The sequence below is a fragment of the Nocardia brasiliensis IFM 10847 genome (assembly GCF_000710915.1).
In the GTDB taxonomy this organism is placed as follows: Bacteria; Actinomycetota; Actinomycetes; order Mycobacteriales; family Mycobacteriaceae; genus Nocardia; species Nocardia brasiliensis_A.
This window is the reverse complement of the sequence record NZ_BAUA01000090.1, coordinates 51,814-73,617: the sequence shown is the minus strand read 5'-3', so window position 1 is coordinate 73,617 and position 21,804 is coordinate 51,814. Positions and strand designations below refer to the sequence as shown.

Here is a 21,804-nt window from a genome sequence, read left to right as displayed (position 1 = left end):
TAATCGTCGGCATGGCCTTTGTCATCGACGCTTCCGTGGACATCGACGCGCCCGCCGAGCGGGTCTGGCAGGTGATCACCGACTTTTCACACTATGGCGAGTGGAACCCCTTCGTCAGCGAATGCCGGAGTTCGCTGGTGCCGGGTGAACCGATCGACATGGTTGTGCGTCTGGGCGGACGCCCGCGCCGCCAGCGCGAATGGATTCGCTCGCACACGCCGGGGCATGAGCTGAGCTATTCGATGAAGCCGACCCCCTTCGGCGCCCTGCACAGCCTGCGGTCGCACACCCTGACGCCGCTCGGCGATCACCGCACCCGCTACGAGTCCCATTTCGAACTGAACGGTTGGCTGCACCCCCTGGTGGTCGCCCTACTCGGCAAGCACCTGAAGGCCGGCTTCGCCGGTATGACCGCGGGCATCCAGCAGCGAGCCGAAGCGCTGCACACCCACTGACTCGCCCGCCGCACCCTCTCCGGCCTCCCGCACCCCGACTCGCCGGGTGACACACCGGTGAGAAGATCAGAAAGGGTGCGGCAACGAGTGCCCGGTCGTCACCTATCCCCATAACGAGACGATACGGTTCGTCTTGACATTGCTCGGCACGGCTGGCATGCTCGTCTTCAACGAGACGGGGCGTCTCGCGACGAAAGGATCGACACATGACCAGAACCTGGTTCATCACCGGCGCCAACCGCGGACTCGGCCGGGCCTTCACGGTGGCCGCGCTCGCCGAGGGTGACCGGGTCGTCGCGACCGCTCGCGACCCGCGCACCATGGCCGACCTGGCCGAGGAGCGACTCACCGTGCTGCCGTTGGATGTTCGCGATCGCGCGAACGTGATCGCCACGGTGGACAAGGCGTTCGCGCTGATGGGCACGATCGACGTGATCGTGAACAACGCGGGCTACGGCCTGGTCGGCGCGATCGAGGAACTCACCGAAGTGCAGATCCGCGACCAGATGGACACCAACTTCTATGGTGCGCTCTGGGTTTCGCAGGCCGCGGTGCCGCATCTGCGCGCACAGGGCGCCGGCCACATCGTGCAGATCTCGACGGTGGGCGCGGTGGGCAGCCTCCCGCTGTTCGGCATGTACAACGCGAGCAAGTGGGCGCTGGAAGGTTTCAGCGCTTCACTGGCCGACGAACTGCGCCCCTTCGGCATCTCGGTCACCCTCGCGCAGATGGGCGGTTTCGACACCGACTGGGCGAAGTCGAGCATGCAGTTCGGCAGCGGACTACCGGCGTACGAGGGACTGCGCGCCGGCATCCTCGGCATGCCGGACTACCCGGACCCGAGTGCACCGCCGCCGGTCACCGACAACCCCGAATGGCAGGAGCCCGCACCGGAAGTCGGCGCGGCAGCGTTGATCGCCCTCGTGAACATGCCGAATCCGCCGGTACGCAAGGTCATCGGCCCGGGCGCGCACCAGATGGTCACCATGGCACTGGACCAGCGCCGCCAGGACTACCTGACCGACCCCGAATTCACCTGGCCCGCTTGACCGCTTCGCAGGTCTGGACCCGCCTCGGGCACGCCCGAGGTGCGGAACGGTCCCCGACGACTTACCCATTCGCGGACCTCTGCTGACGTGGCTCGCCAGCAGTGATCCCGGTGATCGACCGGAAGATGTTGCCCGGCCGGCGAACTCATCGTCGCCGGGCAACATCGCTCAGGCGATCGGCCCGCGCGCCCCTTCGTAGGCCGCGCCGACCCGGTAGAGCCGGTCGTCGGCGAGCGCGGGCGCCATGATCTGCAGGCCGACCGGCATGCCGTCGTCCTTGCTCAGCCCGGACGGCACCGACATGGCCGGATGCCCGGCCAGGTTGGTGGGCAGGGTGCACAGGTCGGACAGGTACATGGCCAGCGGGTCGTCGACCTTCTCGCCCAGCTTCCACGGGGTGAACGGGCTGGTCGGCGAGACCAGCACGTCGACCTGCTCGTAGGCCTTGTCGAAGTCGCGCGCGATCAGCGTGCGCACCTTCAGCGCCTGACCGTAGTACTCGTCGTAGTACCCGGACGACAGCGCGTAGGTGCCGATCATGATGCGGCGCTTGACTTCCGGACCGAAGCCGGCGGCCCGGGTCGCGGCCATCACCTGTTCGGCGCTGTGCTGCCCGTCGTCGGCGACGCGCAGGCCGTAGCGCATCGCGTCGAACCGGGCGAGGTTCGAGGACACCTCGCTGGGCATGACGAGATAGTAAGCGGACAGGGCGTATTCGAAGTGCGGGCAGGACACCTCGATCACTTCCGCGCCGAGTTCCTTGAGCACCGCGACCGCGGCGTCGAAGGATTCGAGCACGCCCGGCTGGTAGCTGTCGGAGTGCAGTTCCTTCACCACACCGACTTTCACGCCGCCCAGATCGCCCTTGGCGCCTTCGCGCGCCGCGGCGACCACCGGGGGCACCGGCACGTTGCGCGAGGTGGAGTCGCGCGGGTCGTGTCCGGCGATCACCTCGTGCAGCAGCGCGGTGTCCAGCACGGTCCGGCCGCAGGGCCCGCCCTGGTCCAGCGAGGACGCACAGGCGACCAAGCCGTAGCGGGAGACGGTGCCGTAGGTCGGCTTGGTGCCGACGGTCGCCGTCACCGCGGCGGGCTGGCGGATGGAACCGCCGGTGTCGGTGCCGATGGCCAGCGGCGCCTGGTAGGCGGCGAGCGCGGCGGCCGAACCGCCGCCCGAGCCACCGGGAATCCTGGTGGTGTCCCAGGGATTACGGGTCGGGCCGTAGGCCGAGTTCTCGGTGGACGAACCCATCGCGAACTCGTCCATGTTGGTCTTGCCGAGAATCGGGATGCCCGCCGCGCGCAACCGCGTGGTCAGCGTCGCGTCGTAGGGCGCGACCCAGCCCTCGAGGATCTTCGACCCGCAGGTGGTCGGCATATCGGTGGTGGTGAAAACGTCCTTGAGCGCCAACGGAACTCCGGCCAGCGGCGACGCGGGCGCGGTGCCGCGGCGAGTGCGGCGTCCACCGCGGCGGCCGACTCGAGCGCCTGCTCCCCCGCCACGTGCAGGAACGCGTGGTACTCGCCGTCGACCTCGGCGATCCGATCCAGATGCGCCTGGGTGACCGCGACCGAGGACACCTCGCCACCGTGGATCTTGTCGGCCAGCTCGGCCGCCGACAGCGAAGTCAGCTCGCTCATTCGGCTTCTCCCAGGATCTGCGGAACCATGAACCGCTGTTCTTCGGCGGCCGGGGCGCCGGACAGCGCCTGCTCGGGCGTCAGGCAGGGCACGACCTCGTCGGGACGGGTCACGTTGGTCGTCGGATTCGGCGACGCGGTGGCCGGGACGTCGGCGGCGGCGACCTCGGAAATGGTCCGCACGTGGCTCAGGATCGAATCCAGCTGCCCGGCGAACTGATCCAGTTCGGCATCGGACAGCGCGAGCCGGGACAGCCGGGCGAGGTGTGCGACCTCGTCACGGGAGATGGCGGGCACCGCGGGACCCCTTTCGGCTTCGGTATCAACAATTTCGTTCGCGCGTATCGCATTCGTGGCCGGGCGCGAGCGTCGTTTCGTATCGTGTACACGGGTAGCGTACGGACTACGAGCCTAGCCACCGCACACGCCACCCACACCCCCACCCCGGCGATCGGTCGTCCGTGTCACCGCCGCGCAGTAGGCTGATCGGGTCGCCGAGGGTAACTGAAACTGGTGAAGCGGCGGGACGACACGGTTTCTCGAACTAGCTCGACACGCCGTATTGTCACGAAATCGCCGCGTGGCGTACATCACTGGCCGCACTTCGGGTCGATAACCCGGCCCCAGGGGTGTAAGTATTGCGTGACCCGGGTATCCGTTCAGAGCCTCGGCCGCCCAAGGAAAGGAAAGCACGTGTCGTACCTGCTCCGCGTGCAACTTCCGGATCGACCGGGAAGCCTCGGTGCGCTCGCGCTCGCCCTCGGCTCTGTCGGCGCCGACATCCTCTCGCTGGACGTGGTGGAGCGCGGCGCCGGATTCGCCGTCGACGACCTCGTCGTCGAGGTGCCCCAGGGCGCGTTGCCCGACACGTTGATCACCGCCGCCGAATCGATCGGCGACGTCCGGGTCGACTCCATCCGCCCGTACTCGGGCGTGTTGGACACCCACCGCGAACTCGAACTGATCGACCAGGTGGCCAGCGCCAAGGACGACCGGCTGCAGGTGCTCGTCGACGGCGTGCCCCGGGTGCTGCGGGTCGGCTGGAGCACCATCATCGACATGGGGCCGCAGGGCGCCTACCGGGTGGTCGGCAGCCCGAGTGCGCCTGAGACACAAGCGGGTTCGGCGCCGTGGATGCCGCTGGAGAAGCCCGCCATCCTCGATCCGGAATCCGAATGGGTGCCCGAGATCTGGCGGGACATGGATACCAAGCTCGCCGCCGCGCCGCTCGGCAACACCGGCAAGGTGCTGCTGCTCGGGCGGCCCGGCGGCCCGGACTTCCGGCCTTCGGAGGTGGCCCGCCTCGGCTATCTCGCGGGCATCGTGGCCACCGTGCTCGGCTAGGCCGCGAGAGCCAACCGCAGCACCGTCAGGAGCTCGCCCGCGGGCGTGTGCCAGTCGCGGTCGGGGGTAGGGACGAAGCCGTAGCGATCGTAGATGCGGCGCGCGTCGACCATCGCGGGCATGGTCGTGAGCACCACTGCCGCAAAGCCTTCCGCCTTCGCGATGTCGATCACGGTGCGCACCAACGCGGTTCCCGCGCCGAGGCCGCGCGCGGTCTTGGCCACGGCCAGCATCCGGAACTCGAGTTCGCCGGGGCGCGCGATCTCGGCGTAGGGCGTGCCGGGGCGAGCGACGGTGAGCGAGCCGACGATCCGGCCGGCGTGCACGGCCACCAGCAGTTCCGCGGACGCGCCGCGATGCGCGGTATCGGCCAGCTCGGCCGCGTACGGGGTGCCCGCGCGGACGAATCCCTCGCCGACGTACACCTCGACGGTCAGTTCGCCGACCGCCGCGTACTCGTCCGGTCGCGCGGGTCGAATCTCCAACCGCGTGTCCTTGGCATCGATGGCAGCGTTCGGATCCATACCCGGCATCGTGCCATTCGACGTAACACGGTCTACGTCACACCTGCCCGCAGTCAGGAACCCAGGCTCGGCCGAGCGCCGGGGTGTGCGATCGACCAGCTCTGCGGATTGCGCGGCGAATAGACCACGTCGATGAGGTCGCCGATCGACGGCCAGGCATTGACGTCCCAGGCGAAACGCCCGTAGACAACCGTGCCCGATACCGAGGGCCCGGTCAGATTGCCGGTGATGGTCACGTATTGCTCGCCCTGCGCGTCCGGGCGCGGGCTCACGCCGGTGACGTAGAGCGTGCCCGCTTCCGCCTGCGTGGGCCGGAAGCCGCCGCGACCGCGCAGATAGAGCACGACCATCCCCGCCACCGCGAGGACCATGATCAGCAGCATTCCGAATTCGAGCATGTGCCCATGCTATTGCCTCGCCGGCGCGGCTCCGGCGCTACACGGCGGCGAGTTCGCTGGTGCCGTGGTCGGTGCGCCGGACCTGCCACACCACGCTGCGCGTGCGCGCCGAACGCCCGTTGCCGCGATCGATCAGGGCGCGATTGTTGGTGGTGTAGACCAGTTGGGCGCCGCGCGAATTGGTTTCGGGGTTCTGGAAGAGCTGGATCAGGCGGTCGGTCTCCTCCGCCGGCAGGTGCGCGCCGATATCGTCGACGGCCAGGACCCGGCCCGAATCGAGGGCGTCCAGCATGGTCGGCAGGACGCGCAGCAGCGAGACGGTCGCGGTGGATTCGTCGGCGAGGTCGAACGGGTTGTCGATGCCGTCGTGCACCAGGCCGAGGCCGACGCCGCGGCGGGCCACCATCCGGGTGTACAGCGCGTCCCTGGCGGACTTCATGTTGGTGAGCTCGCGTTCGAGCAGCACCGGCGTGACGCCGCCTTCTCGCAGCAGCCGGTCGGCGAAGTCCGCGGAGGTGGCGCACAGCTCGATCTGCTTGCCGATCGCCGCGATATCGGCATCCAGGTCGCGCAGGTAGTCGGCGTACATCGGATCGTGCTCGGCGATCAGCAGATCGGTGATCCCGAGTTCGGCGGTGCGCAGCAGCATCAGCAGCCGCGCGGCGTTCTCCGGCGAGCGGGACAGGTGCCCGCCGAGGCGGTGCGCGACGGCGGCGGTATCGGCCGGTCCGAGCTGGACCTCGAGCATGGACTCGAACCAGCGATAGGCGGGCACCAGCGCGTCCGCGTACATCTGCCCGGCCAGGCTGAGCAGCAAGGCATTCGGGCGCACCAGCGGCACCAGCGCCGCGATGCCGTAGCGCGCCGCCTCGAACATCGGCCCGATCTTGATCTGTTCCCCGTTGCGCTCGAACACGATTCGCTTGCGCGAACGCGGCTGGGTGTAGAGCCACTCGGCTGTCACGTCGGCGTTGTCCAAGCGGAAGCCGTAGGTGTAGGGCACGCCCTCGGCGACGAAGCCCGCCACGAATTCCGAAGGGCGGTCCGCGAATCCGAGATGCGGCGTGCGCACCGGACCGGCGTAGGGATCCCACCCGGTGACCGAATGCAGCACTGCGTCGCGCATCTGCGCGAGCGCGTCGATCAGGTTGGTCTTGCCCGCCGCCGCGGTGCCGTGGATCGCGGTGACCGGTACCGCCACCGGCCCACTCCCCTTGGTGAGCCGCAACTCCTGCTCCTCGGCCAGCGATCTGTGATTGGTCACCCGAAAACTGCGCAGCATCCCGCCATCCTGTCGTCCGGGGGCCGACGCCGCGACAGCAGGGGCGCGGCAGCCGCGGACGCGAAGTCCACAAAGTCATAGCGATTGCGCATACATAAAGCTTGACGGGCTGTGCGCCCCCTGGTCGACCACGCGACCTACCCTGATCACCCGACAAACCACCTGGTGCCGGGTTAGCATGCTGGACGCCGCGGCACCCCGCGGCCGATACGCAGAACGCTCGAAACCGATGGGTAGTGATCAGGTATGACGGTTCGTCGCCTTGTTGTCCGAAGCTCCGTCGCCGCCGCGCTCGCCCTCGGGTCGGTCGCGGTCGTCGCGCCGCACGCGGCCGCCGACACGTGTAGCGACGGCACCGCGCGCATCTTCTTCGCCAATGCCGAGCCCGCGTGCGTGACCGGCACGACCAGCTACCGCACCCAGACGATCGCGAAGGTGTGCTCGATGCCGGGGTCCGACGTGGTCGCCGAGGCCACCTTCCCGAAGCTGCGGGGCAAAGCGGTCACCCAGCGACTCGAGCTGACCAACGGCACGTGTGGACGTTTCGAGATCGCGGCCCAGGAAAGCGCCACCGTCTCCGTCACCCAGAACTAGCCGCCGGCGTTGCTGCGCGATGTTTCGCACCTCGCGCGCGTGTCGCTCGGCTGACACGCGCGCGGGACGATGCGATGTGCGCGGCGAGCATTGCGCCTAGCCGCGCGCACCGTTGAGCAGCAGGGCGCTGTCGCCGAACTCGTGCCAGAGGTATCCCGTGTCCAGCGCCGCCGTGTAGGCCGCGTGGACCGTGGCTTCCCCCGCCACCGCGACCAGCAGGTCCAGGTGGGAAGTGCCCGGCGCGTGCCAGCCGGTGATCAGACCGTCCACGACGCGGGCGGGTCGTCCCGCCCCCAGGACCAGCTCGGTCCAGCCGTGTACCGGATGCACGATGCCCGCGGCGTCACCGGCGGTTTCGAGCGCCCGGGTCACCGTGGTGCCGACCGCGATGACGCGCCCGCCCGCCGCCTTCGTGTCGTTCACCCGACGCGCGGTCGACGCCGACACGGTGAGTCGCTCCGGGCTCGGCGGCTCCCCCGCCTCCGGTGACGAGACGCCGGTGTGCAGGGTGATCGGTGCGAGACCGACACCGGCCGCGACCAGGTCGAGCACCAGTCGCTCGGTGAACGGCCTTGCCGCACTGGGCATCTCCGCGCTACCCGGCACGCGGCCGAACACCGTTTCGTAGTAGGACGGCGACCATCGTTGCGGCACATACGAATAGGTGATCGGATAGCCGTAGACCGCGAACAGCTGTCGCGGATCCGCGGTGAGGTCGGCCACCCAGAGCCGGCGACCGCCCGCCAGCCACGGCGACCGCAGCGTGGCGCGCACGCCGTCCGGCAGCCTGATGACCGCGCCCGCCGCAAGCTCTTCCGCCGGAAAGGGTGTACGCGCGGTGGTGCGCACCTCGACCACCCAGCCGCCGTCGTCCAGCCAGGTCGCGAAGTGCAGCACCATCGGCCGATCGTCGAGTCTGCCGTCCACCGCGGCGGCCGATGTCGCCGAATTGTTCACCACCACAAGGTCACCGGGACGCAGCTGCCGTGGCAGTTCGCGGAACCGGGCGTGCGTGAGTCCCGCCCCGGCGACCAGCAGCCTGACCTCGTCCCGGGCCAGCCCGCGCGCCTCCGGCGGGGCGACCGCATTGCGTTCGGGCGGGAGAACGAACCGCGGGCGGTCGACGAGCACGGTCATGACCGGTGCCCCACCGCGAAATCGGCGGCGGCGTAGCGCCCGTTCTTCGGTTTCTCGTCGAGCAGCCGCAGCAGCGCGGGGACCACGGTCTCGGGCTCGGGACGATCGGAGATGTCGTCACCGGGGAAGGCCGCCTGGTGCATCGCGGTCCGCATATCGCCTGGATCGAACGCGTAGATCGACAATTGCGGATGCTCGGCGCCCAGGATCGCGGTGAGCTGGTCGAGCGCCGCCTTCGACGAACCGTAGCCGCCCCATTCCGGATACGGCTCGACCGCGGCGTCCGAACTGAGGTTCACCACGCTGCCGTCCGCCGCCAGCAGCGGCAGTGCGAACTGCACCACGGCGAGCGGCGCGACCACATTGGTCCGGTACACCAGCTCGAGTTCGTCGAGCGGATAGTCGGCGAGGCGGACCAGCGGACTCGGTCCGAGCGCACTCGCGTTGTTCACCACCAGCGCGAGTTCTCCTGCACCACTGGCTACTTCGGCCAATTCCGTACGGTGCGCCGGATCGGTCACATCGCCGGGGACCGCGACGAAGGCGGCCCCGAGCTCCGCGGCCACCCGGGCCAGCCGTTCGGCGTCCCGGGCCGTGCCGATCACCCGCCAGCCCCGATGCACGAGCGCGTGGGCGAGCGCCCGGCCGAATCCGGCGGAGGCGCCGGTGATCAGTGCGGTGCGACAAGCCATGATGACCTCCTGGTAGTGGCCTACCGGTCGATCCTCATACCTTGAGATAGGTTCAGGTCAAGGGGCACTTCGCACGCGGCCGAATCCGCCTGTGCTGCTTACTCTTGCGTGCCGGACTCGGTGTCGGACCGCGGCGTCACCGCGTCCGGCCCCGCCGCCAGCAGCAACCGGAACCCGTCCTCGTCGAGGATCGGCACTCCGAGTTCCTCCGCCTTGGCCGCCTTCGAGCCCGGCGAATCACCGATCACCACGAAAGCGGTCTTCTTCGACACCGAACCGGCCGCCTTGCCGCCGCGCACCAGAATGGCCTCCTTCGCGCCGTCGCGCGAAAACCCGTCCAGCGAGCCGGTGACAACGATGGAGAGCCCTTCGAGCGTGCGCTCGATGGACTCGTCGCGCTCGTCGGCCATCCGCACGCCCGCGGCGCGCCACTTGCCGACGATCGCGCGATGCCACTCGACGGTGAACCATTCCGCGACCGCCGCCGCGATGGTGGGCCCGACCCCGTCCGCGGCGGCCAGCTCCTCGGCCGAGGCGTCCTGGATCCGGTCGAGACTGCCGAACTCTCGCGCCAATACCCGTGCGGCAGTGGGCCCGACGTGCCGGATCGACAACGCCACCAGCACCCGCCACAGCGGCCGGCTCTTGGCCGCGTCCAGGTTGTCCAGGAGGCGGCGGCCGTTCGCGGACAACCCGCCGTCCTTGTTGACGAACAGGGTGGTCGCCAGCAGGCGGGATTCATCGAGGTCGAACAGATCACCCTCATCGGTGATCACGCCCGACTTCAACAGGTCGTTCGCCGCCTCGTAGCCGAGCGACTCGATATCGAACGCGCCGCGACCCGCCACGTGGAACACCCGCTCGCGCAACTGGGCGGGACAGAACTGCTGGTTCGGGCAGCGGATATCGGCGTCGCCCTCCTTCTGCGGCGCCAATTCGGTGCCGCAGGCCGGGCAGTGCGTCGGCATCACGAACGCGCGCTCGGTGCCGGTGCGCGCGTCCACCACCGGACCCAGCACCTCGGGAATCACGTCGCCCGCCTTGCGGATGGTGACCGTGTCGCCGATCAACACGCCCTTGCGTTCGACCTCCGACGCGTTGTGCAGCGTGGCCATCGAGACCGTCGACCCCGCGATGGACACCGGCTCCATCACCGCGAACGGGGTGACCCGGCCGGTGCGGCCGACGTTCACCTCGATGTTCAGCAGCTTGGTCGTCGCCTCCTCCGGCGGGTACTTGTAGGCGATCGCCCAGCGTGGCGCGCGGGAGGTGGACCCGAGCCTGCGCTGCAGGGCCATCTCGTCGATCTTGATGACCTGGCCGTCGATCTCGTGCTCGATATCGTGGCGATGCTCGCCCCAGTACTCGACGCGTTCGATGACGGCGTCGATGCCCTGCACCAGCTTGGTGTGTTCGGACACCGGCAGGCCCCAGGCCGCCAGCGCCCGATAGGCCTCGTGCTGCGAGGCCGGGGCGTAGCCCTCGATGCGGCCGAAGCCGTGGCAGATCATCCGCAGCCGGCGGCGGGCAGTGACCGCCGGGTCCTTCTGCCGCAGCGAGCCGGCCGCGGTGTTGCGCGGATTCGCGTACGGCGGTTTGCCCTCGGCCACGATGGCCGCGTTGAGCGTCTCGAAGTCCTCGAGCCGCATGTACGCCTCGCCGCGCACCTCGAGCAGCGCCGGGATCGGGAACTCGGCGCTGGGCGTCAGCTCGCCCGGGATGTCCTCGATGGTGCGCGCGTTGAGCGTGACGTCCTCGCCCGTGCGCCCGTCACCACGGGTCGCTCCGCGCACCAGCCGCCCGTTCTCGTACACCAGGTTCAGCGCGACGCCGTCGATCTTCACCTCGCACAGATAGTGCAGATCGGGCCCGGTCTCGGCCTCGACGCGGCTCGCCCAGGTACGCAGCTCGTCGAAGTCGAACACGTTGTCCAGCGACAGCATCCGCTCCAGGTGGTCGACCGCGGTGAAATCGGTCGCGAACCCACCGCCGACCAGCTGGGTCGGCGAATCCGGGGTGAGCAGATCGGGGTGCTGCTCCTCCATGGCCTGCAGGCGGCGCAGCAGCGTGTCGAACTCGCCGTCGGTGATGATCGGCGAGTCGCGCACGTAGTAGCGGAACTGATGCTCGCGCACCTCGTCCGCCAACTGCTGCCACTGCACGCGTTGCTCGGCCGTCGCCGGGGCGGGCGCGTTCGCGTCGTTGTCCACCGCACTGCTGTCACTCACCCAACGCACATTAGCCGAGGCCACCGACATCACACGGCAGTGTTCGCGCACGTCGCGGCCCCGCGTCGGCCCACCACACCTCACTCGAAGGTGAGGGACTCCGGGTCCTGCGCGTAGGCGCGCGCGACCTCGGCGGCGCGGCTCAGGGCCTGGCGGGCCCAGCTCAGCGGCGCGTTGCCGAGGCCGCACGCCGGGCTGACCAGGATCTGGGTCGCCAGGGTCGAGCGGGGGAAGCCGAGCCGGTCGACCAGGCGGACACCGGGTTCGGCGAGCGCACGCCAGTCCGGCATGACGGCGGCGGGCGTGGTGGGCACCGCCCCGAGTACCAGATGTTTGCCGGCATCGAGCAACTCGCCCACCGGGTCGAGTTCCTTCGTGCCGATCGTGGCCAGATCGAATCCGATTGCGGCCGCGCTGGTTCGGCGCAGGAAGCCGAGCGCGGGCGGGGCGGCACAGCTGTGCAGCAGCACCGGCGCGGACTGCGCCGCGAGCACGGTGTCGAGGGTGGCGAGCGCTTCCGGTTCCGGCAGGGCGCGCACCGTGTCCAGCACGCTGACACCGCGCAGCGATCCGTCGAGCACCGCGGTCAGCGACGGTTCGTCCAGCTGCAGCAGCACTTGCGCGCCGAGCCGTTTACGCACCTCGGCGACGTGTTCGCGCAGCCCTTCGGCGAGTGACTCCGAAAGATCGCGCAGCGCACCGGAATCGGTGAGCACCAGGTGCCCGTGCGGCAGTTCCACCTGCGCCGCCAAGGTCAACGGACCCGCGACCTGTAATTTGATCGGACCACTCGAACCCGTTGTCTCCCAGACCTCTTCGAGCGCGTCGAGGTCGGCGCGCAGCAGGTCGCGGGCCCGCCTGGACAGCGCACCCGGTCGCGGCGCGAGCCGGTAACCGCGGGTCGTGGTGTCGAAGCGCATGTCCACCAGCAGGGCCGACATGCGCCCGATCAGGTCCGCGCCCGCGCCCCGCCCCGGCAGCTCCGCCAGGTGCGGCAGCTCCGGCAGCTCGCCGAGGATGGTCGCGGCGGCTTCCCTCGGGTCGGTGCCCGGCCACGAACCGACACCCGTCGCGGTGCCGCCGCGCAGGAGGGGGCGCGCCGCGGCCTCGCCGTCGGCTTCGCTGTCGCGTCCCTCGCCCATGCCGTCCTGATACACCGTTGCCCGTTTCCGTCGGTCGATCATCGTCTGCGCACACCGGTACCCGATGCGCTTCGATCATTGTGCGCGCCCAGCGAAGTCCATGAAACGGCGCGAACATCGATACCGCCGCGGCACGATACCGCCGCGGCGGCTCGAATCATCGTGTCGCGGAGGCGGCTTCGCTGTTCGCGACGGCGCTGTCCGCCCCACCGGTACCGGAAATGGTGCCGCTGCCGATCACCTCGTCACCCAGCTCATCCGGGCGATAAAGCACCACTGCCTGACCGCGGGCGACACCGGTCAGCGGCGCGCGCAAACGCACCGCGAGCCCGGTGCCGACGGCCTCGGCGATCGCGGGTGCGGTGCCGCCGTGCGCGCGCACCTGCGCGACGCACTCGATCGGCCCCTCGGGCGCGGCGCCCGAGGTCCAGATGGCCCGCTCGGCCTCGACGGTCCACACCTGGAGGTCCTCGGCCGAGCCGACCCGGACGGTGCCGGAATCGGGATCGATGCCCGTCACGTAGCGCGGCTTGCCGTCGGCCGCCGGACCCGGCAGGCCGAGCCCCTTGCGCTGGCCGATCGTGAACCCGTGCACGCCTTCGTGTTCGCCGAGCACCTGTCCGTCGGCGTCGACCACCGCGCCGGGCCGGATGCCGATCTTCGCGCCGAGGAAGGCGCGGGTGTCGCCGGAGGGGATGAAGCAGATGTCATGGGAGTCCGGCTTGTTCGCGACGGCCAGCCCGCGCTCGGCGGCTTCCTCGCGGATCCGCGGCTTCGGGGTGTCGCCCACCGGGAACATGGCGCGCGAGAGCTGCTCGGCGCTCAGCACGGCGAGCACGTAGGACTGGTCCTTGTCGGCGTCCACGGCCCGGCGCAGCACGCCGTCGTCGAGGCGCGCGTAGTGCCCGGTCACCACGGCGTCGAAGCCGAGCGCCACCGCGCGGTCGGCCAGCGCCGAGAACTTGATCTTCTCGTTGCAGCGCAGGCACGGGTTCGGCGTCTCCCCCGCCGCGTAGGCGGCGACGAAATCGTCGATCACGTCTTCCTTGAAGCGGTCCGCGAAATCCCAGACGTAGAACGGGATGCCGAGCACGTCGGCGGCACGCCGGGCATCGCCCGCGTCCTCCTTCGAACAGCAACCCCGCGATCCGGTCCGCAGCGTGCCGGGCGTCGCGGACAGTGCCAGATGCACGCCGACCACCTCGTGACCCGCGTCGACCGCACGCGCCGCCGCCACCGCCGAATCGACACCACCACTCATCGCAGCGAGTACCCGCATCAAACACCTCCCTTCGCACCGGCCAGACCCGCGGCCCTGGCCCGCTGCACCACCTGGGGCAGCACCTCCAACAATCGGTCCACCTCGGCGCGGGTCGAGGTGTGCCCCAACGAGAATCGCAACGAGCCGCGGGCCTGCCACGGCTCGACGCCCATGGCGATCAGCACGTGACTCGGCGACGCGACACCGGCGGTGCACGCCGAGCCGGTCGAGCATTCCACCCCGGCCGCGTCGAGCAGCATCAGCAGCGAATCACCTTCGCAGCCGGGGAAAGTGAAGTGCGCGTTGCCGGGCAGCCGCCGCTCGCCGGGGGCGCCGTTGAGCACCGCGTCCGGCTCGATGTCCTGGACGCCGTCGATCAGGCCGTCCCGCAGGGCGGTGAGTTCCGCGGTGCGCGTGGGCAATTCGCGCACCGTATGGCGCAGCGCGGTGGCCAGTCCGACCGCGGCGGCGATATCGGAGGTCCCGGAGCGCAGGTCGCGCTCGTGCCCGCCGCCGTGCAGCAGCGGCACGCAGGGCACCTCCCGGCCGAGCAGCAGCACGCCGATGCCGTGCGGACCGCCGACCTTGTGCCCGGCGAAGCTCGCCGCCGAGAGGTTGCTCGCGGCGAAATCGATCGGCAGCTGCGCCGCGGCCTGCACCGCGTCGCTGTGCATGGGCACGCCGAATTCCTGTGCCACGGAGGCCAATTCGCCGATCGGCTGAATGGTGCCGACCTCGTTGTTCGCCCACATCACGGTGACGAGCGCGACGTCGCCGGGGTCGGCGGCGAGCGCGGCGCGCAGCGTGCGCGGCGAGACCACGCCCTCGGCGTCCACCGGCAGCCAGGTCACCCGCGCGCCCTCATGCTGTTCCAGCCACTCGACCGCGTCGATCACCGCGTGATGCTCGATCGAGCTCGCGATGATCCGGGTCCGGCGCGGCTCGGCATCGCGGCGCGCCCAGTAGATGCCCTTGACCGCCAGGTTGTCGCTCTCGGTACCGCCGGAGGTGAAGATGACCTCCGAGGGCCGGGCGCCCAGATCGGCGGCGATCGATTCGCGCGCCTCCTCCAGCGTGCGGCGGGCGGCACGGCCCGAGCCGTGCAGCGACGACGCGTTCCCCACCAGCCCGAGCGCAGCCGTCATCGCCTCGATGGCGGCAGGCACCATCGGCGTGGTGGCCGCATGATCGAGGTAGACCGTCTGGGGCGCCGCACTGTGCTCCGGACCCGAAAAACCCGCCATCATGACCTAGAAAGCCTATCCCAGCGTTGACCTGCGTATCTGCGGGGTGTCCCCCCAGTGAGCTACGACTCACCCACCAACCAGAACCCGGTGACGGTGTTCGGCTATTCCCGGCAGGCGTGTCCCGCACGCGGGTCGACGGCCGAGTCAGTTCCCGATCGGGTACTGGAAAACGGCGGGCACGAAGGTGGCGACCTTACGCAGCCATTCGGGCCAGGTAGCCGGGTCCAGCGCCATCGATCCGACGTCGTTGAAAACGCAGCCCTGCTGCACCGGCACACCGTCGAAGCGGTCCTTCAGCCAGGTGGTCTCCTTCGCCCACGCGATCGCCAGCAAGGAGAAGTGCTCGCTGAAGTTGTCGCGCATGTATTCGACGCGGGCGTTCGGGTCCTGGCAGTAATGCGCGTAGAGGTCGTTGACCGGGCCGACCGGCACGATCCAGTCGGGATTGGACTGGAACATGAAGACCGGCATATCGGGAGTCGAGTGGCCCATCCGCAGCTTCTCGAACACCGCGGCGGGCACCGGATCGCTGAACACGTCCGGGCTGTCGAACAAGCCCGGCAGGTTCACGAACGGCAGCACCGCGGCCGACCACAGGCAGAACGGGGCCTTCACCGCGGCCATCGCTTTGCCGAAGCCATTCATGTGCTGGTCGTAATACTGTGCCAGTTCCGGATATTCGCGCGCGGCTGCCAGCATGCCGGACAACAGCAAGCCGGAGCCGGCGTTGTTGCTGGCCAGCTTGATCATCCGGACCAGGTCGGCGGGTATGCCGCCCATCGCCGAACCGACGACGTTGAGTTCCGGGGCGTAGGACGCCTTGAGTTCGGCCGCGTGACCGGTGGCGATGGCACCGCCGGAATAACCGAGCAGACCCACCTTGGTGGCGGTCCCTTCGAGCCCGAGCAGATCGAAGTTCTCCGCCGCGCGGATGCTGTCCAGCGTGATCCGCGCGTTCAGCGGGCCCGCCCCGAACGCCATATCGGGGCCGTCGTAGTCGGGCATGTTCAGGGCCCAACCCAGCCCGACCGTGGTGATCGCGTTGATGAACTCGGCCGGAATGTTGAGCGCTCCGGTGATATTCGGCGGCACGGAGGCCAATTGCAGCACGTAGGACGGTGAACAGTATTTGGCGCTGGAGTCCGGGGCGAATTGATACGACAGCAGATTGCGCGGCACGCCATTGTTGTCGCCGCGCGGTTTGACCACCGTGGTCACCGCCGCGATGGGTTCGTCCCGGGTGTTGGTGGAGCGGAACGACAACTGCCAGGCGTCGACGTTGTACGGCAGCACCGAATACAGCGAGACGTGCACCTCGCGCGCCGCGATGATCTCGCCGGGCTTCTTGGCGGCCACGACGGCCGGGTCCGGCTCATAGAACGCCGGGTCGAATTCCGGCGGCGTCGGCGGGATGGGAAAAGGCAGCACCGGCTGCACGGGAACCGGTTCGGCCGACACGGTACCGGCGGCGGCCACCAGGCCGACCGCGCACAACACCGCGAATGGCACGGTCGCCCACCGGCGCAACAGGTACCGCAATCCGACGACACGCATGACGCACTCCTCGACGAGAGATCACAGACGAACCGATCAGTGTTATGGCGAAAGATCCGCCGAGATTGCCGAATCGACGCTGTTCCGTCCGATCACGCGCCGAACACGGATCTCCACGAATACAGCGAGTCCCTCACCTCGACCCCTGCAATGCGGTGCAATGTATCACTATGAGTAGCCCCACATTCGCTATGCGCTTGTGTCGTACTCCATCAATTCCAAACCACCCGGTTTGCATCGTCAATCGGCACCGAGCCGAAAAAGAGCGACCGGCACTCGCCACTGTGCACAATCGGTACCGGTGAGAGCAGCCGGATCTGTCGCGGTCGACACCGCCGACGATGCGAAGCGGCCGCTGTGCGCACCCGGATGTGATGATTCGAGCAGCACGTTTTCCGACTCTGCCGAAGTAGGGGTGAATGCCGGTGCCGCACCGTGACGACGCCGAGAACGCGACTGCGCCCGACGCGGTGCTCGACCGCCTGCACGCCTTCGCCGCCGCCTTGATCAGCGAATTCACCGTCGGAGCCGCGCCGTACGACCAATTGTCGCCCACCCTCATGGACGCGGATTTCCGGCCCGGCGCGGAACTGAACGTCGACCTGTTCTTCGAGTTCGCGCGCACCGGCGTCGAACCGTCCGAGGCCGAGACGCAACCGCTGGTGGACCGGGCGGTGGGCCTGGTCCGGCAAGGCATGGAACTCACCGAAGCGATGACCAACTATCGCCTGGGGGTGTCGTTCCTGTGGTCGCAGCTGATACAGAAGTGGTCGGCCGAGCAGGAGCCGCCGCTGCCCACGGCGTTGCCCTTTCAGCTCAACGACTATCTGGGCCTGATCACCACCCGGATCGCCGCCGCGGTGGTCGAGGACATCCGTCAACCCCGCTGGGACATCATCGAACGGCACCGGGAGATCGCCGACGCCCTGCTCAACGGGCGCGATCCGGTCGAATGGGCGACCGGCCAGGACATCGCGATCGCCGCCGCGTTCCTGATCGCCGTCGTGCGCCTCGGCGACCCCAGCCCCGGCTCGGTCACTTTGCTGCGCAATACCTTTCACGCCATGCCCGGCGCCTTCCTGCGCCGCGACGGCGGCGGCTGGACCGCGCTCATCCCGTACGACACCGCCGTCGAGGAAGACGCGGCGGTCTCCGCGCTGGCGGCACAGCTCACCGCGATCTCGGCCGGGCGGCCGCAGCTGTGGATCGGCGTCGCGGCGGCGGTGCGCCACGGCGATATCCCCGCCGCCTACGCGCAAGCACAGGCCGTGGCGGAGGTCGCGCGGAGCACCCGCTGGTCCGAGTTGATCTGCCGCCGGCAGGCGATGATGTTCGAATACCTGGTCGCGACAGCGAAACCGGCCCGGACCGCCCTGGTCGGCCTGCTCGAACCGCTTGCGGATCAGCCGGTACTGCGCGAAACCCTCGGCCTGTTCATCGACCGCGACTTCAACCAGAACGCGGTGGCCCGCGAGATGTTCGTGCACCGCAACACGATCACCTACCGGCTGAACCGGGTCGCCGAGCTCACCGGACTCGATCCGCAACGCCCGTCGGGCATCGCGACGCTCATGGCCGCACGCATCGCCGAATCACTCGGCATGCCATAGGCGCTCGCCACACACCGGATCGGCCGCGTGGAACGACGAAGAGCGGCAAGGATTTTCCCTGCCGCTCCCGTCGATCGATCGAGCTATCCGGCGACCGCTTCCGCCCGGCGCGCCCGCCCGCGCAGCAGCGGGAGCCGGCGCACCGGCCTACGTACCTCAGGTGCGTCCGCGGCGACGGACGGGTCCTGGACCCGGGTCGATCCGGCCTCGATCCAGACCGTGGCGTCGAGCGCGCCGTGCCGCGACAGTTCCGTGCCGCGCACCGCGGCCGCGCACCGCCGCGCCAGATCCCGCCGGTCGGTGCCCGGCTGCTGCAGCGGCTCGAGCACCACCTCGGCGACCATGCCGCGCGAGCGGAGCACCCGCTTGGCCGACGACGCGAAGGTGTCCTCGCCCACGAATCCCGGTACCGTGCACTGCTTTCCGTGCCGGTCCAGGTAGCGCAGCCGAACCGGCTGCACCGCGGTCCCGGTGTCGACCGCGGCCTGGAACAGCGCGGGCCGCATGCTGCCGTACGCGCGGCCACACCAGGTGGTGCCCTCCGGGAACACCGCGATCCGCTCGCCCGCCGAGAGCCGGGCGCCGATCTGCGCGACCACACCGGGCAGCGCACGCAGCTTCTCCCGCTCGATCGGAATGACCCGCATCAGCGTGGCGAGTTTGCCGAGCACCGGCCAGTCGACCATGTCGGCGCGGGCGACGAAGCCCAGCGGCTGCACCGCGGCCAGCGCGACGATATCGGTCCAGCCGATATGCCCGGCCACGACCATGACCCCGGCGCCCCGCTCGCCATACGCAACGGGCGCGGTGCTGCCCTCATCGACAGCGCCGCGCCCGTTCGTGTCGACCCGCCGGTCGACTATTCGCAATTCCATTCCGAGACAACTCAACAGGGTCCGCGCGTAGCCGCGCTGGAGATGTTCTCGTTTGCCCTGCGGGGTAACCAGATTCACCATCGGGAAGCTGATCAGCAGCCCGGCCACGCCGAGTAACCTGCCGAGCACGCGCCCGGTGCCGACCGCGTCGATCGGCTCGATGCAGCCGGGCCCGCACGGGCTCGACGGCATCCACGAGTGCGCCTTCGCTTCGGCGGGTGGTGCGTCGAACACCATGTCGCTCACCGTCCTCCGTCGAAATTGGCGGCTGCGCCCTGCAGCCGCTCGAGGTAGCGGGTGTTGATCGTGTCCAGCCCGAGCAGCACGACGAAGTCGGCGACCGCGAAGTCCGGATCGTGCGCGGGCTCGCCGCAGATCTCCGCGCCCAGGCGCAGGTAGCCGCGCAGCAGCGGCGGCAGCTTGGGGCGCGCCGGCGGAATCATCTCGTCGAGAGTCTTGCCGTCGACCACGACCGGACGATACGGCCGCACCCGGTGTTCGGGATCGCAGGCGTGCCGGTCGAGCAGCAGGTCACGCACGCCGCGGACGTTCACGCCGGGCGCGTCGGTAGGCGTGTCCTGCATCGGCACGGACGCGCAGCCCATCACCCAGTCGTAGCCGGTGAGCTGGATGTAGTGCAGGATGCCCGCCCACATCAGGGTGAGCACCGAACCGTTGCGGTGCTCCGGCACGACGCAGGCCCGGCCCATCTCCACGATCCGCCGTCCGGTCGGATCCAGTTGGGACAGTTCGAATTCCGTGGCCGTGTAGTACCCGCCCGCGGCGGCGACCTTGTCCGGCGGCAGCATGCGGTAGCAGCCGACGAACTCCTCGGTCAGATCGTCGCGCACCAGCATGTGGTCGCAGTGGTCGTCGAACCGGTCGGCGTCCAGTCCGGTGCCGTTGTCGGGAATCTCGAAACCGGGCTCGTTCGCGAAAACCCCGTAACGGAGCCGCTGCGCCGCCGTGCGGTGCTCGGTGTCGGAGGAAACGACCAACGAGTACCGTGCTCGGTGCTCCCCGGCGTCCGTCGAGCGGGCCGGGGCGGTCAACACCGACGTGATCGCGCCCTTCGCCCGGTCGCCACCCCTGATCGAATCGCTGAGCGATGCTGTCATATCCGTGATGAAGCCAGGCTGAAGCTGCGCTGGAGCAACCTCGAAGTGTCCCCGCGATGCCGGTTCGGTGAACGAGATGCGGATCACACCGCGCGTTCACCCCGGCGTCGCACCGCGTTCGCGCCCACGCGCCGAAAGCGCGGCTTTCAGCCGTCGGAAACGTTGTCCGTGAACACCATTCGAACGCGACGCGAACAGCACGAAGTCGCACCGCGCGTGGCGCGATGCGACTTCACGTCGTGTTCGGGCGGTGTGCGCCGCGAACGGTCAAGCGGCGGAGCGTTCCTCGGCGCCGGCCGGTCGCCGCGCCTTGTCCACCTCGGCGAAACCGGGACGGCCGCTGCCGATGAAGGCGACCAACCAGGAGGCGACGGCGGCGAACCGGTTGCGGAAGCCGACGAGATAGAACAGGTGCACCGCAAGCCATACGAACCAGGCGAGCACGCCGCGGAAGGTGATCTTGTCGGTGAGCTTGGTGACCGCGCTGAACCGGCTGATCACCGCCATGCTGCCCTTGTCCCAGTACTTGAACGCGGTACCGGCGGGCTTCTTGCGGCGGATGATGTCGGCGGCGTGCCTGCCCTCCTGCATGGCCACCGGCGACTGTCCCGGGTAGCCGTTGAGCGAGGTCATATCGCCGATCGCGTATATATCGGCGTAGCCGCCGACGGTGAGGTCGGGATTGATCAGCAGCCGGCCCGCGCGGTCGGTCGCCACGCCGGTGGCCTCGGCCAGGATCTTCGCGAAGCCGCCCGCCTGCACACCCGCCGACCAGACGACCGTCTCGGCCGCGATGCCGTGCTCGACCCCGGTCTTGTCCTTGACGGTGACCTTGCCGTGCTCGATATCGGTGACGAAGGTGCCTAGCAGTACTTCGACGCCCGAGCGGGTCAACGACTTCTTCGCGTACTCGGAGAGCCCACCGCCGAACGGGGGCAGCACCTCGCCCGCACCCTCGACCAGGGTCACCGAAACTTCTTGGTGGTAATACCGTTTCGCCAGTTCTTTGAGCTGACCCGCGACCTCGACGCCGGTGGCGCCCGCGCCGACCACGACGAAGCTCAGCAGCCTGCGCCTGGTCTCCTCGTCGGCGCCCGCGGCCTCGGCGAACACCCGCTGGATCTGCGCGCGCAGCAGTTTCGCGTCATCAATGGTCTTGAGCGAGAAGGTCTTCTCGGCGAAATCGTCGCGGCCGAAATAGGACTGGCTGGCACCGGTGGCGGCGATCAGCGAACCGTAGCGGATCCGGTGCTGCGTGCCGTCCTGCTCATAAGTGACGATCGCCTTGTCCGGGTCGATGGCGACCACCTTGCCGAGGCGCACGTCGGCCTCGCGGTGGCGGCGCAGAATGCCCGCGATCGGCGGCGCGATCTCCTCCGATGCCAGCACACCGGTCGCTACCTGGTACAACAACGGTTGGAACAGGTGCTCCGGCGTGCTGGAGATCAGCACGTAATCGATACCCGACTTGGCAAGTTGCTTGGCGGCGGACAGCCCGCCGAATCCCGATCCGACGATTACTACACCCGCGGTCTCGATTCCCGCATCCACGAACTGCATGACAGCCTCCTTCTCTCATTACCAACCGTCATCCGGAAGCGAGATATTTCAGGTGTCAGGGCGCATAATGCAGATGACTCTTATCTCGATCCGTC

The 21,804-nt window shown here is 69.1% G+C and carries 19 protein-coding genes and 1 pseudogene; 5 read left to right on the top strand and 15 right to left on the bottom strand.

What is annotated here, in order from left to right; translation table 11 throughout:
* The first annotated feature begins 11 nt into the window (after positions 1 to 11).
* Together NBRGI_RS19720 and NBRGI_RS19715 are read left to right on the top strand one after the other, a co-directional pair.
* On the top strand, positions 12 to 455 hold the full coding sequence (locus NBRGI_RS19720) for an SRPBCC domain-containing protein (RefSeq protein ID WP_029898409.1): 444 nt from the start codon (positions 12 to 14) through the stop codon (positions 453 to 455).
* A gap of 206 nt (positions 456 to 661) precedes the next feature.
* Positions 662 to 1,504 (top strand): SDR family NAD(P)-dependent oxidoreductase, encoded by an 843-nt coding sequence (locus NBRGI_RS19715; RefSeq protein WP_029898407.1) that lies wholly within the window; start codon positions 662 to 664, stop codon positions 1,502 to 1,504.
* A 168-nt stretch (positions 1,505 to 1,672) separates the two neighbouring features.
* On the opposite strand, the pseudogene gatA reads toward NBRGI_RS19715, so the two are convergent.
* Positions 1,673 to 3,144, bottom strand: a pseudogene (gatA, locus tag NBRGI_RS44000) (Asp-tRNA(Asn)/Glu-tRNA(Gln) amidotransferase subunit GatA).
* The gene (gene gatC / locus NBRGI_RS19705; protein WP_014987211.1) at positions 3,141 to 3,440 is read right to left on the bottom strand and encodes an Asp-tRNA(Asn)/Glu-tRNA(Gln) amidotransferase subunit GatC; all 300 of its coding nucleotides are present in this window, start codon (positions 3,438 to 3,440) and stop codon (positions 3,141 to 3,143) included. The pseudogene gatA and the gene gatC overlap by 4 nt, the downstream one beginning before the upstream one ends.
* 396 nt (positions 3,441 to 3,836) lie before the next feature.
* On the opposite strand from gatC, the gene NBRGI_RS19700 reads away from it, so the two are divergent.
* A complete protein-coding gene (locus tag NBRGI_RS19700) occupies positions 3,837 to 4,487 on the top strand; it encodes an amino acid-binding protein (RefSeq protein ID WP_014987212.1) in 651 nt (216 codons plus the stop codon).
* Here the strand turns inward: NBRGI_RS19700 and NBRGI_RS19695 are convergent.
* Genes NBRGI_RS19695 through NBRGI_RS19685 form a run of 3 tightly spaced genes read right to left on the bottom strand, consistent with a single transcriptional unit; the run spans position 4,484 to position 6,691 of the window.
* Positions 4,484 to 5,011, bottom strand: a complete 528-nt coding sequence (locus NBRGI_RS19695) for a GNAT family N-acetyltransferase (RefSeq protein WP_051727891.1) — start codon at positions 5,009 to 5,011, stop codon at positions 4,484 to 4,486. The genes NBRGI_RS19700 and NBRGI_RS19695 overlap by 4 nt on opposite strands.
* A 53-nt stretch (positions 5,012 to 5,064) precedes the next feature.
* Entirely contained in the window at positions 5,065 to 5,409 is a 345-nt protein-coding gene (locus NBRGI_RS19690; protein WP_029898403.1) for a hypothetical protein, read from the bottom strand.
* 37 nt (positions 5,410 to 5,446) lie between these two features.
* Positions 5,447 to 6,691, bottom strand: a complete 1,245-nt coding sequence (locus NBRGI_RS19685) for an AAA family ATPase (protein WP_029898400.1) — start codon at positions 6,689 to 6,691, stop codon at positions 5,447 to 5,449.
* Between the two features lie 246 nt (positions 6,692 to 6,937).
* Here NBRGI_RS19685 and NBRGI_RS19680 point away from each other — a divergent pair, with 246 nt between their 5' ends.
* A complete protein-coding gene (locus tag NBRGI_RS19680; RefSeq protein ID WP_029898398.1) occupies positions 6,938 to 7,285 on the top strand; it encodes a hypothetical protein in 348 nt (115 codons plus the stop codon).
* Between the two features lie 96 nt (positions 7,286 to 7,381).
* On the opposite strand, the gene NBRGI_RS19675 is transcribed toward NBRGI_RS19680, so the two are convergent.
* The 7 genes from NBRGI_RS19675 to NBRGI_RS19645 all read right to left on the bottom strand — a co-directional run bounded on the left by NBRGI_RS19675 (position 7,382) and on the right by NBRGI_RS19645 (position 16,546).
* Positions 7,382 to 8,422: an S-adenosylmethionine:tRNA ribosyltransferase-isomerase gene (locus NBRGI_RS19675; RefSeq protein WP_029898397.1), complete on the bottom strand. Its 1,041-nt coding sequence runs from the start codon at positions 8,420 to 8,422 to the stop codon at positions 7,382 to 7,384.
* Positions 8,419 to 9,114 carry an SDR family NAD(P)-dependent oxidoreductase gene (locus NBRGI_RS19670; RefSeq protein WP_029898395.1) on the bottom strand — a complete coding sequence of 232 codons (696 nt, stop codon included), beginning with the start codon at positions 9,112 to 9,114 and terminating at the stop codon, positions 8,419 to 8,421. Before NBRGI_RS19670 ends, NBRGI_RS19675 begins: the two co-directional genes overlap by 4 nt.
* A 98-nt stretch (positions 9,115 to 9,212) precedes the next feature.
* The gene (gene ligA, locus NBRGI_RS19665) at positions 9,213 to 11,324 is read right to left on the bottom strand and encodes an NAD-dependent DNA ligase LigA (RefSeq protein WP_029898393.1); all 2,112 of its coding nucleotides are present in this window, start codon (positions 11,322 to 11,324) and stop codon (positions 9,213 to 9,215) included.
* A 98-nt stretch (positions 11,325 to 11,422) separates the two neighbouring features.
* Complete coding sequence (locus NBRGI_RS19660) at positions 11,423 to 12,526, bottom strand: methionine synthase (protein ID WP_235211018.1); 1,104 nt, start codon at positions 12,524 to 12,526, stop codon at positions 11,423 to 11,425.
* A 115-nt stretch (positions 12,527 to 12,641) separates the two neighbouring features.
* A complete protein-coding gene (gene mnmA, locus NBRGI_RS19655; protein WP_036559897.1) occupies positions 12,642 to 13,763 on the bottom strand; it encodes a tRNA 2-thiouridine(34) synthase MnmA in 1,122 nt (373 codons plus the stop codon).
* On the bottom strand, positions 13,763 to 14,992 hold the full coding sequence (locus NBRGI_RS19650; protein ID WP_029898387.1) for a cysteine desulfurase family protein: 1,230 nt from the start codon (positions 14,990 to 14,992) through the stop codon (positions 13,763 to 13,765). The genes mnmA and NBRGI_RS19650 overlap by 1 nt, the downstream gene beginning before the upstream one ends.
* A 144-nt stretch (positions 14,993 to 15,136) precedes the next feature.
* Complete coding sequence (locus tag NBRGI_RS19645; protein ID WP_029898385.1) at positions 15,137 to 16,546, bottom strand: lipase family protein; 1,410 nt, start codon at positions 16,544 to 16,546, stop codon at positions 15,137 to 15,139.
* 419 nt (positions 16,547 to 16,965) lie between these two features.
* On the opposite strand from NBRGI_RS19645, the gene NBRGI_RS45305 reads away from it, so the two are divergent.
* Complete coding sequence (locus NBRGI_RS45305) at positions 16,966 to 18,156, top strand: PucR family transcriptional regulator (RefSeq protein WP_029898383.1); 1,191 nt, start codon at positions 16,966 to 16,968, stop codon at positions 18,154 to 18,156.
* 83 nt (positions 18,157 to 18,239) lie between these two features.
* On the opposite strand, the gene NBRGI_RS43990 is transcribed toward NBRGI_RS45305, so the two are convergent.
* The 3 genes from NBRGI_RS43990 to NBRGI_RS19625 all read right to left on the bottom strand — a co-directional run bounded on the left by NBRGI_RS43990 (position 18,240) and on the right by NBRGI_RS19625 (position 21,709).
* The gene (locus NBRGI_RS43990; RefSeq protein WP_029898381.1) at positions 18,240 to 19,277 is read right to left on the bottom strand and encodes a lysophospholipid acyltransferase family protein; all 1,038 of its coding nucleotides are present in this window, start codon (positions 19,275 to 19,277) and stop codon (positions 18,240 to 18,242) included.
* Positions 19,274 to 20,149, bottom strand: coding sequence for a GNAT family N-acetyltransferase (locus NBRGI_RS19630; RefSeq protein ID WP_051727897.1), 876 nt, complete (start codon positions 20,147 to 20,149; stop codon positions 19,274 to 19,276). Before NBRGI_RS19630 ends, NBRGI_RS43990 begins: the two co-directional genes overlap by 4 nt.
* Before the next feature lie 267 nt (positions 20,150 to 20,416).
* Entirely contained in the window at positions 20,417 to 21,709 is a 1,293-nt protein-coding gene (locus NBRGI_RS19625) for an NAD(P)/FAD-dependent oxidoreductase (protein ID WP_081878154.1), read from the bottom strand.
* Between the last annotated feature and the right edge of the window lie 95 nt (positions 21,710 to 21,804).

What these genes read in the sequence shown, in the direction of transcription:
- NBRGI_RS19720 (WP_029898409.1), top strand. Translation starts at nt 12, where the DNA reads ATGGCCTTTGTCATCGACGCTTCCGTGGACATCGACGCGCCCGCCGAG.
- NBRGI_RS19715 (WP_029898407.1), top strand. Translation starts at nt 662, where the DNA reads ATGACCAGAACCTGGTTCATCACCGGCGCCAACCGCGGACTCGGCCGG.
- NBRGI_RS19695 (WP_051727891.1), bottom strand. Translation starts at nt 5,011, where the DNA reads ATGGATCCGAACGCTGCCATCGATGCCAAGGACACGCGGTTGGAGATT.
- NBRGI_RS19690 (WP_029898403.1), bottom strand. Translation starts at nt 5,409, where the DNA reads ATGCTCGAATTCGGAATGCTGCTGATCATGGTCCTCGCGGTGGCGGGG.
- NBRGI_RS19685 (WP_029898400.1), bottom strand. Translation starts at nt 6,691, where the DNA reads ATGCTGCGCAGTTTTCGGGTGACCAATCACAGATCGCTGGCCGAGGAG.
- NBRGI_RS19680 (WP_029898398.1), top strand. Translation starts at nt 6,938, where the DNA reads ATGACGGTTCGTCGCCTTGTTGTCCGAAGCTCCGTCGCCGCCGCGCTC.
- NBRGI_RS19675 (WP_029898397.1), bottom strand. Translation starts at nt 8,422, where the DNA reads ATGACCGTGCTCGTCGACCGCCCGCGGTTCGTTCTCCCGCCCGAACGC.
- NBRGI_RS19670 (WP_029898395.1), bottom strand. Translation starts at nt 9,114, where the DNA reads ATGGCTTGTCGCACCGCACTGATCACCGGCGCCTCCGCCGGATTCGGC.
- NBRGI_RS19660 (WP_235211018.1), bottom strand. Translation starts at nt 12,526, where the DNA reads ATGATCGACCGACGGAAACGGGCAACGGTGTATCAGGACGGCATGGGC.
- mnmA (WP_036559897.1), bottom strand. Translation starts at nt 13,763, where the DNA reads ATGCGGGTACTCGCTGCGATGAGTGGTGGTGTCGATTCGGCGGTGGCG.
- NBRGI_RS19650 (WP_029898387.1), bottom strand. Translation starts at nt 14,992, where the DNA reads ATGATGGCGGGTTTTTCGGGTCCGGAGCACAGTGCGGCGCCCCAGACG.
- NBRGI_RS19645 (WP_029898385.1), bottom strand. Translation starts at nt 16,546, where the DNA reads ATGCGTGTCGTCGGATTGCGGTACCTGTTGCGCCGGTGGGCGACCGTG.
- NBRGI_RS45305 (WP_029898383.1), top strand. Translation starts at nt 16,966, where the DNA reads ATGCCGGTGCCGCACCGTGACGACGCCGAGAACGCGACTGCGCCCGAC.
- NBRGI_RS19630 (WP_051727897.1), bottom strand. Translation starts at nt 20,149, where the DNA reads ATGACAGCATCGCTCAGCGATTCGATCAGGGGTGGCGACCGGGCGAAG.
- NBRGI_RS19625 (WP_081878154.1), bottom strand. Translation starts at nt 21,709, where the DNA reads ATGCAGTTCGTGGATGCGGGAATCGAGACCGCGGGTGTAGTAATCGTC.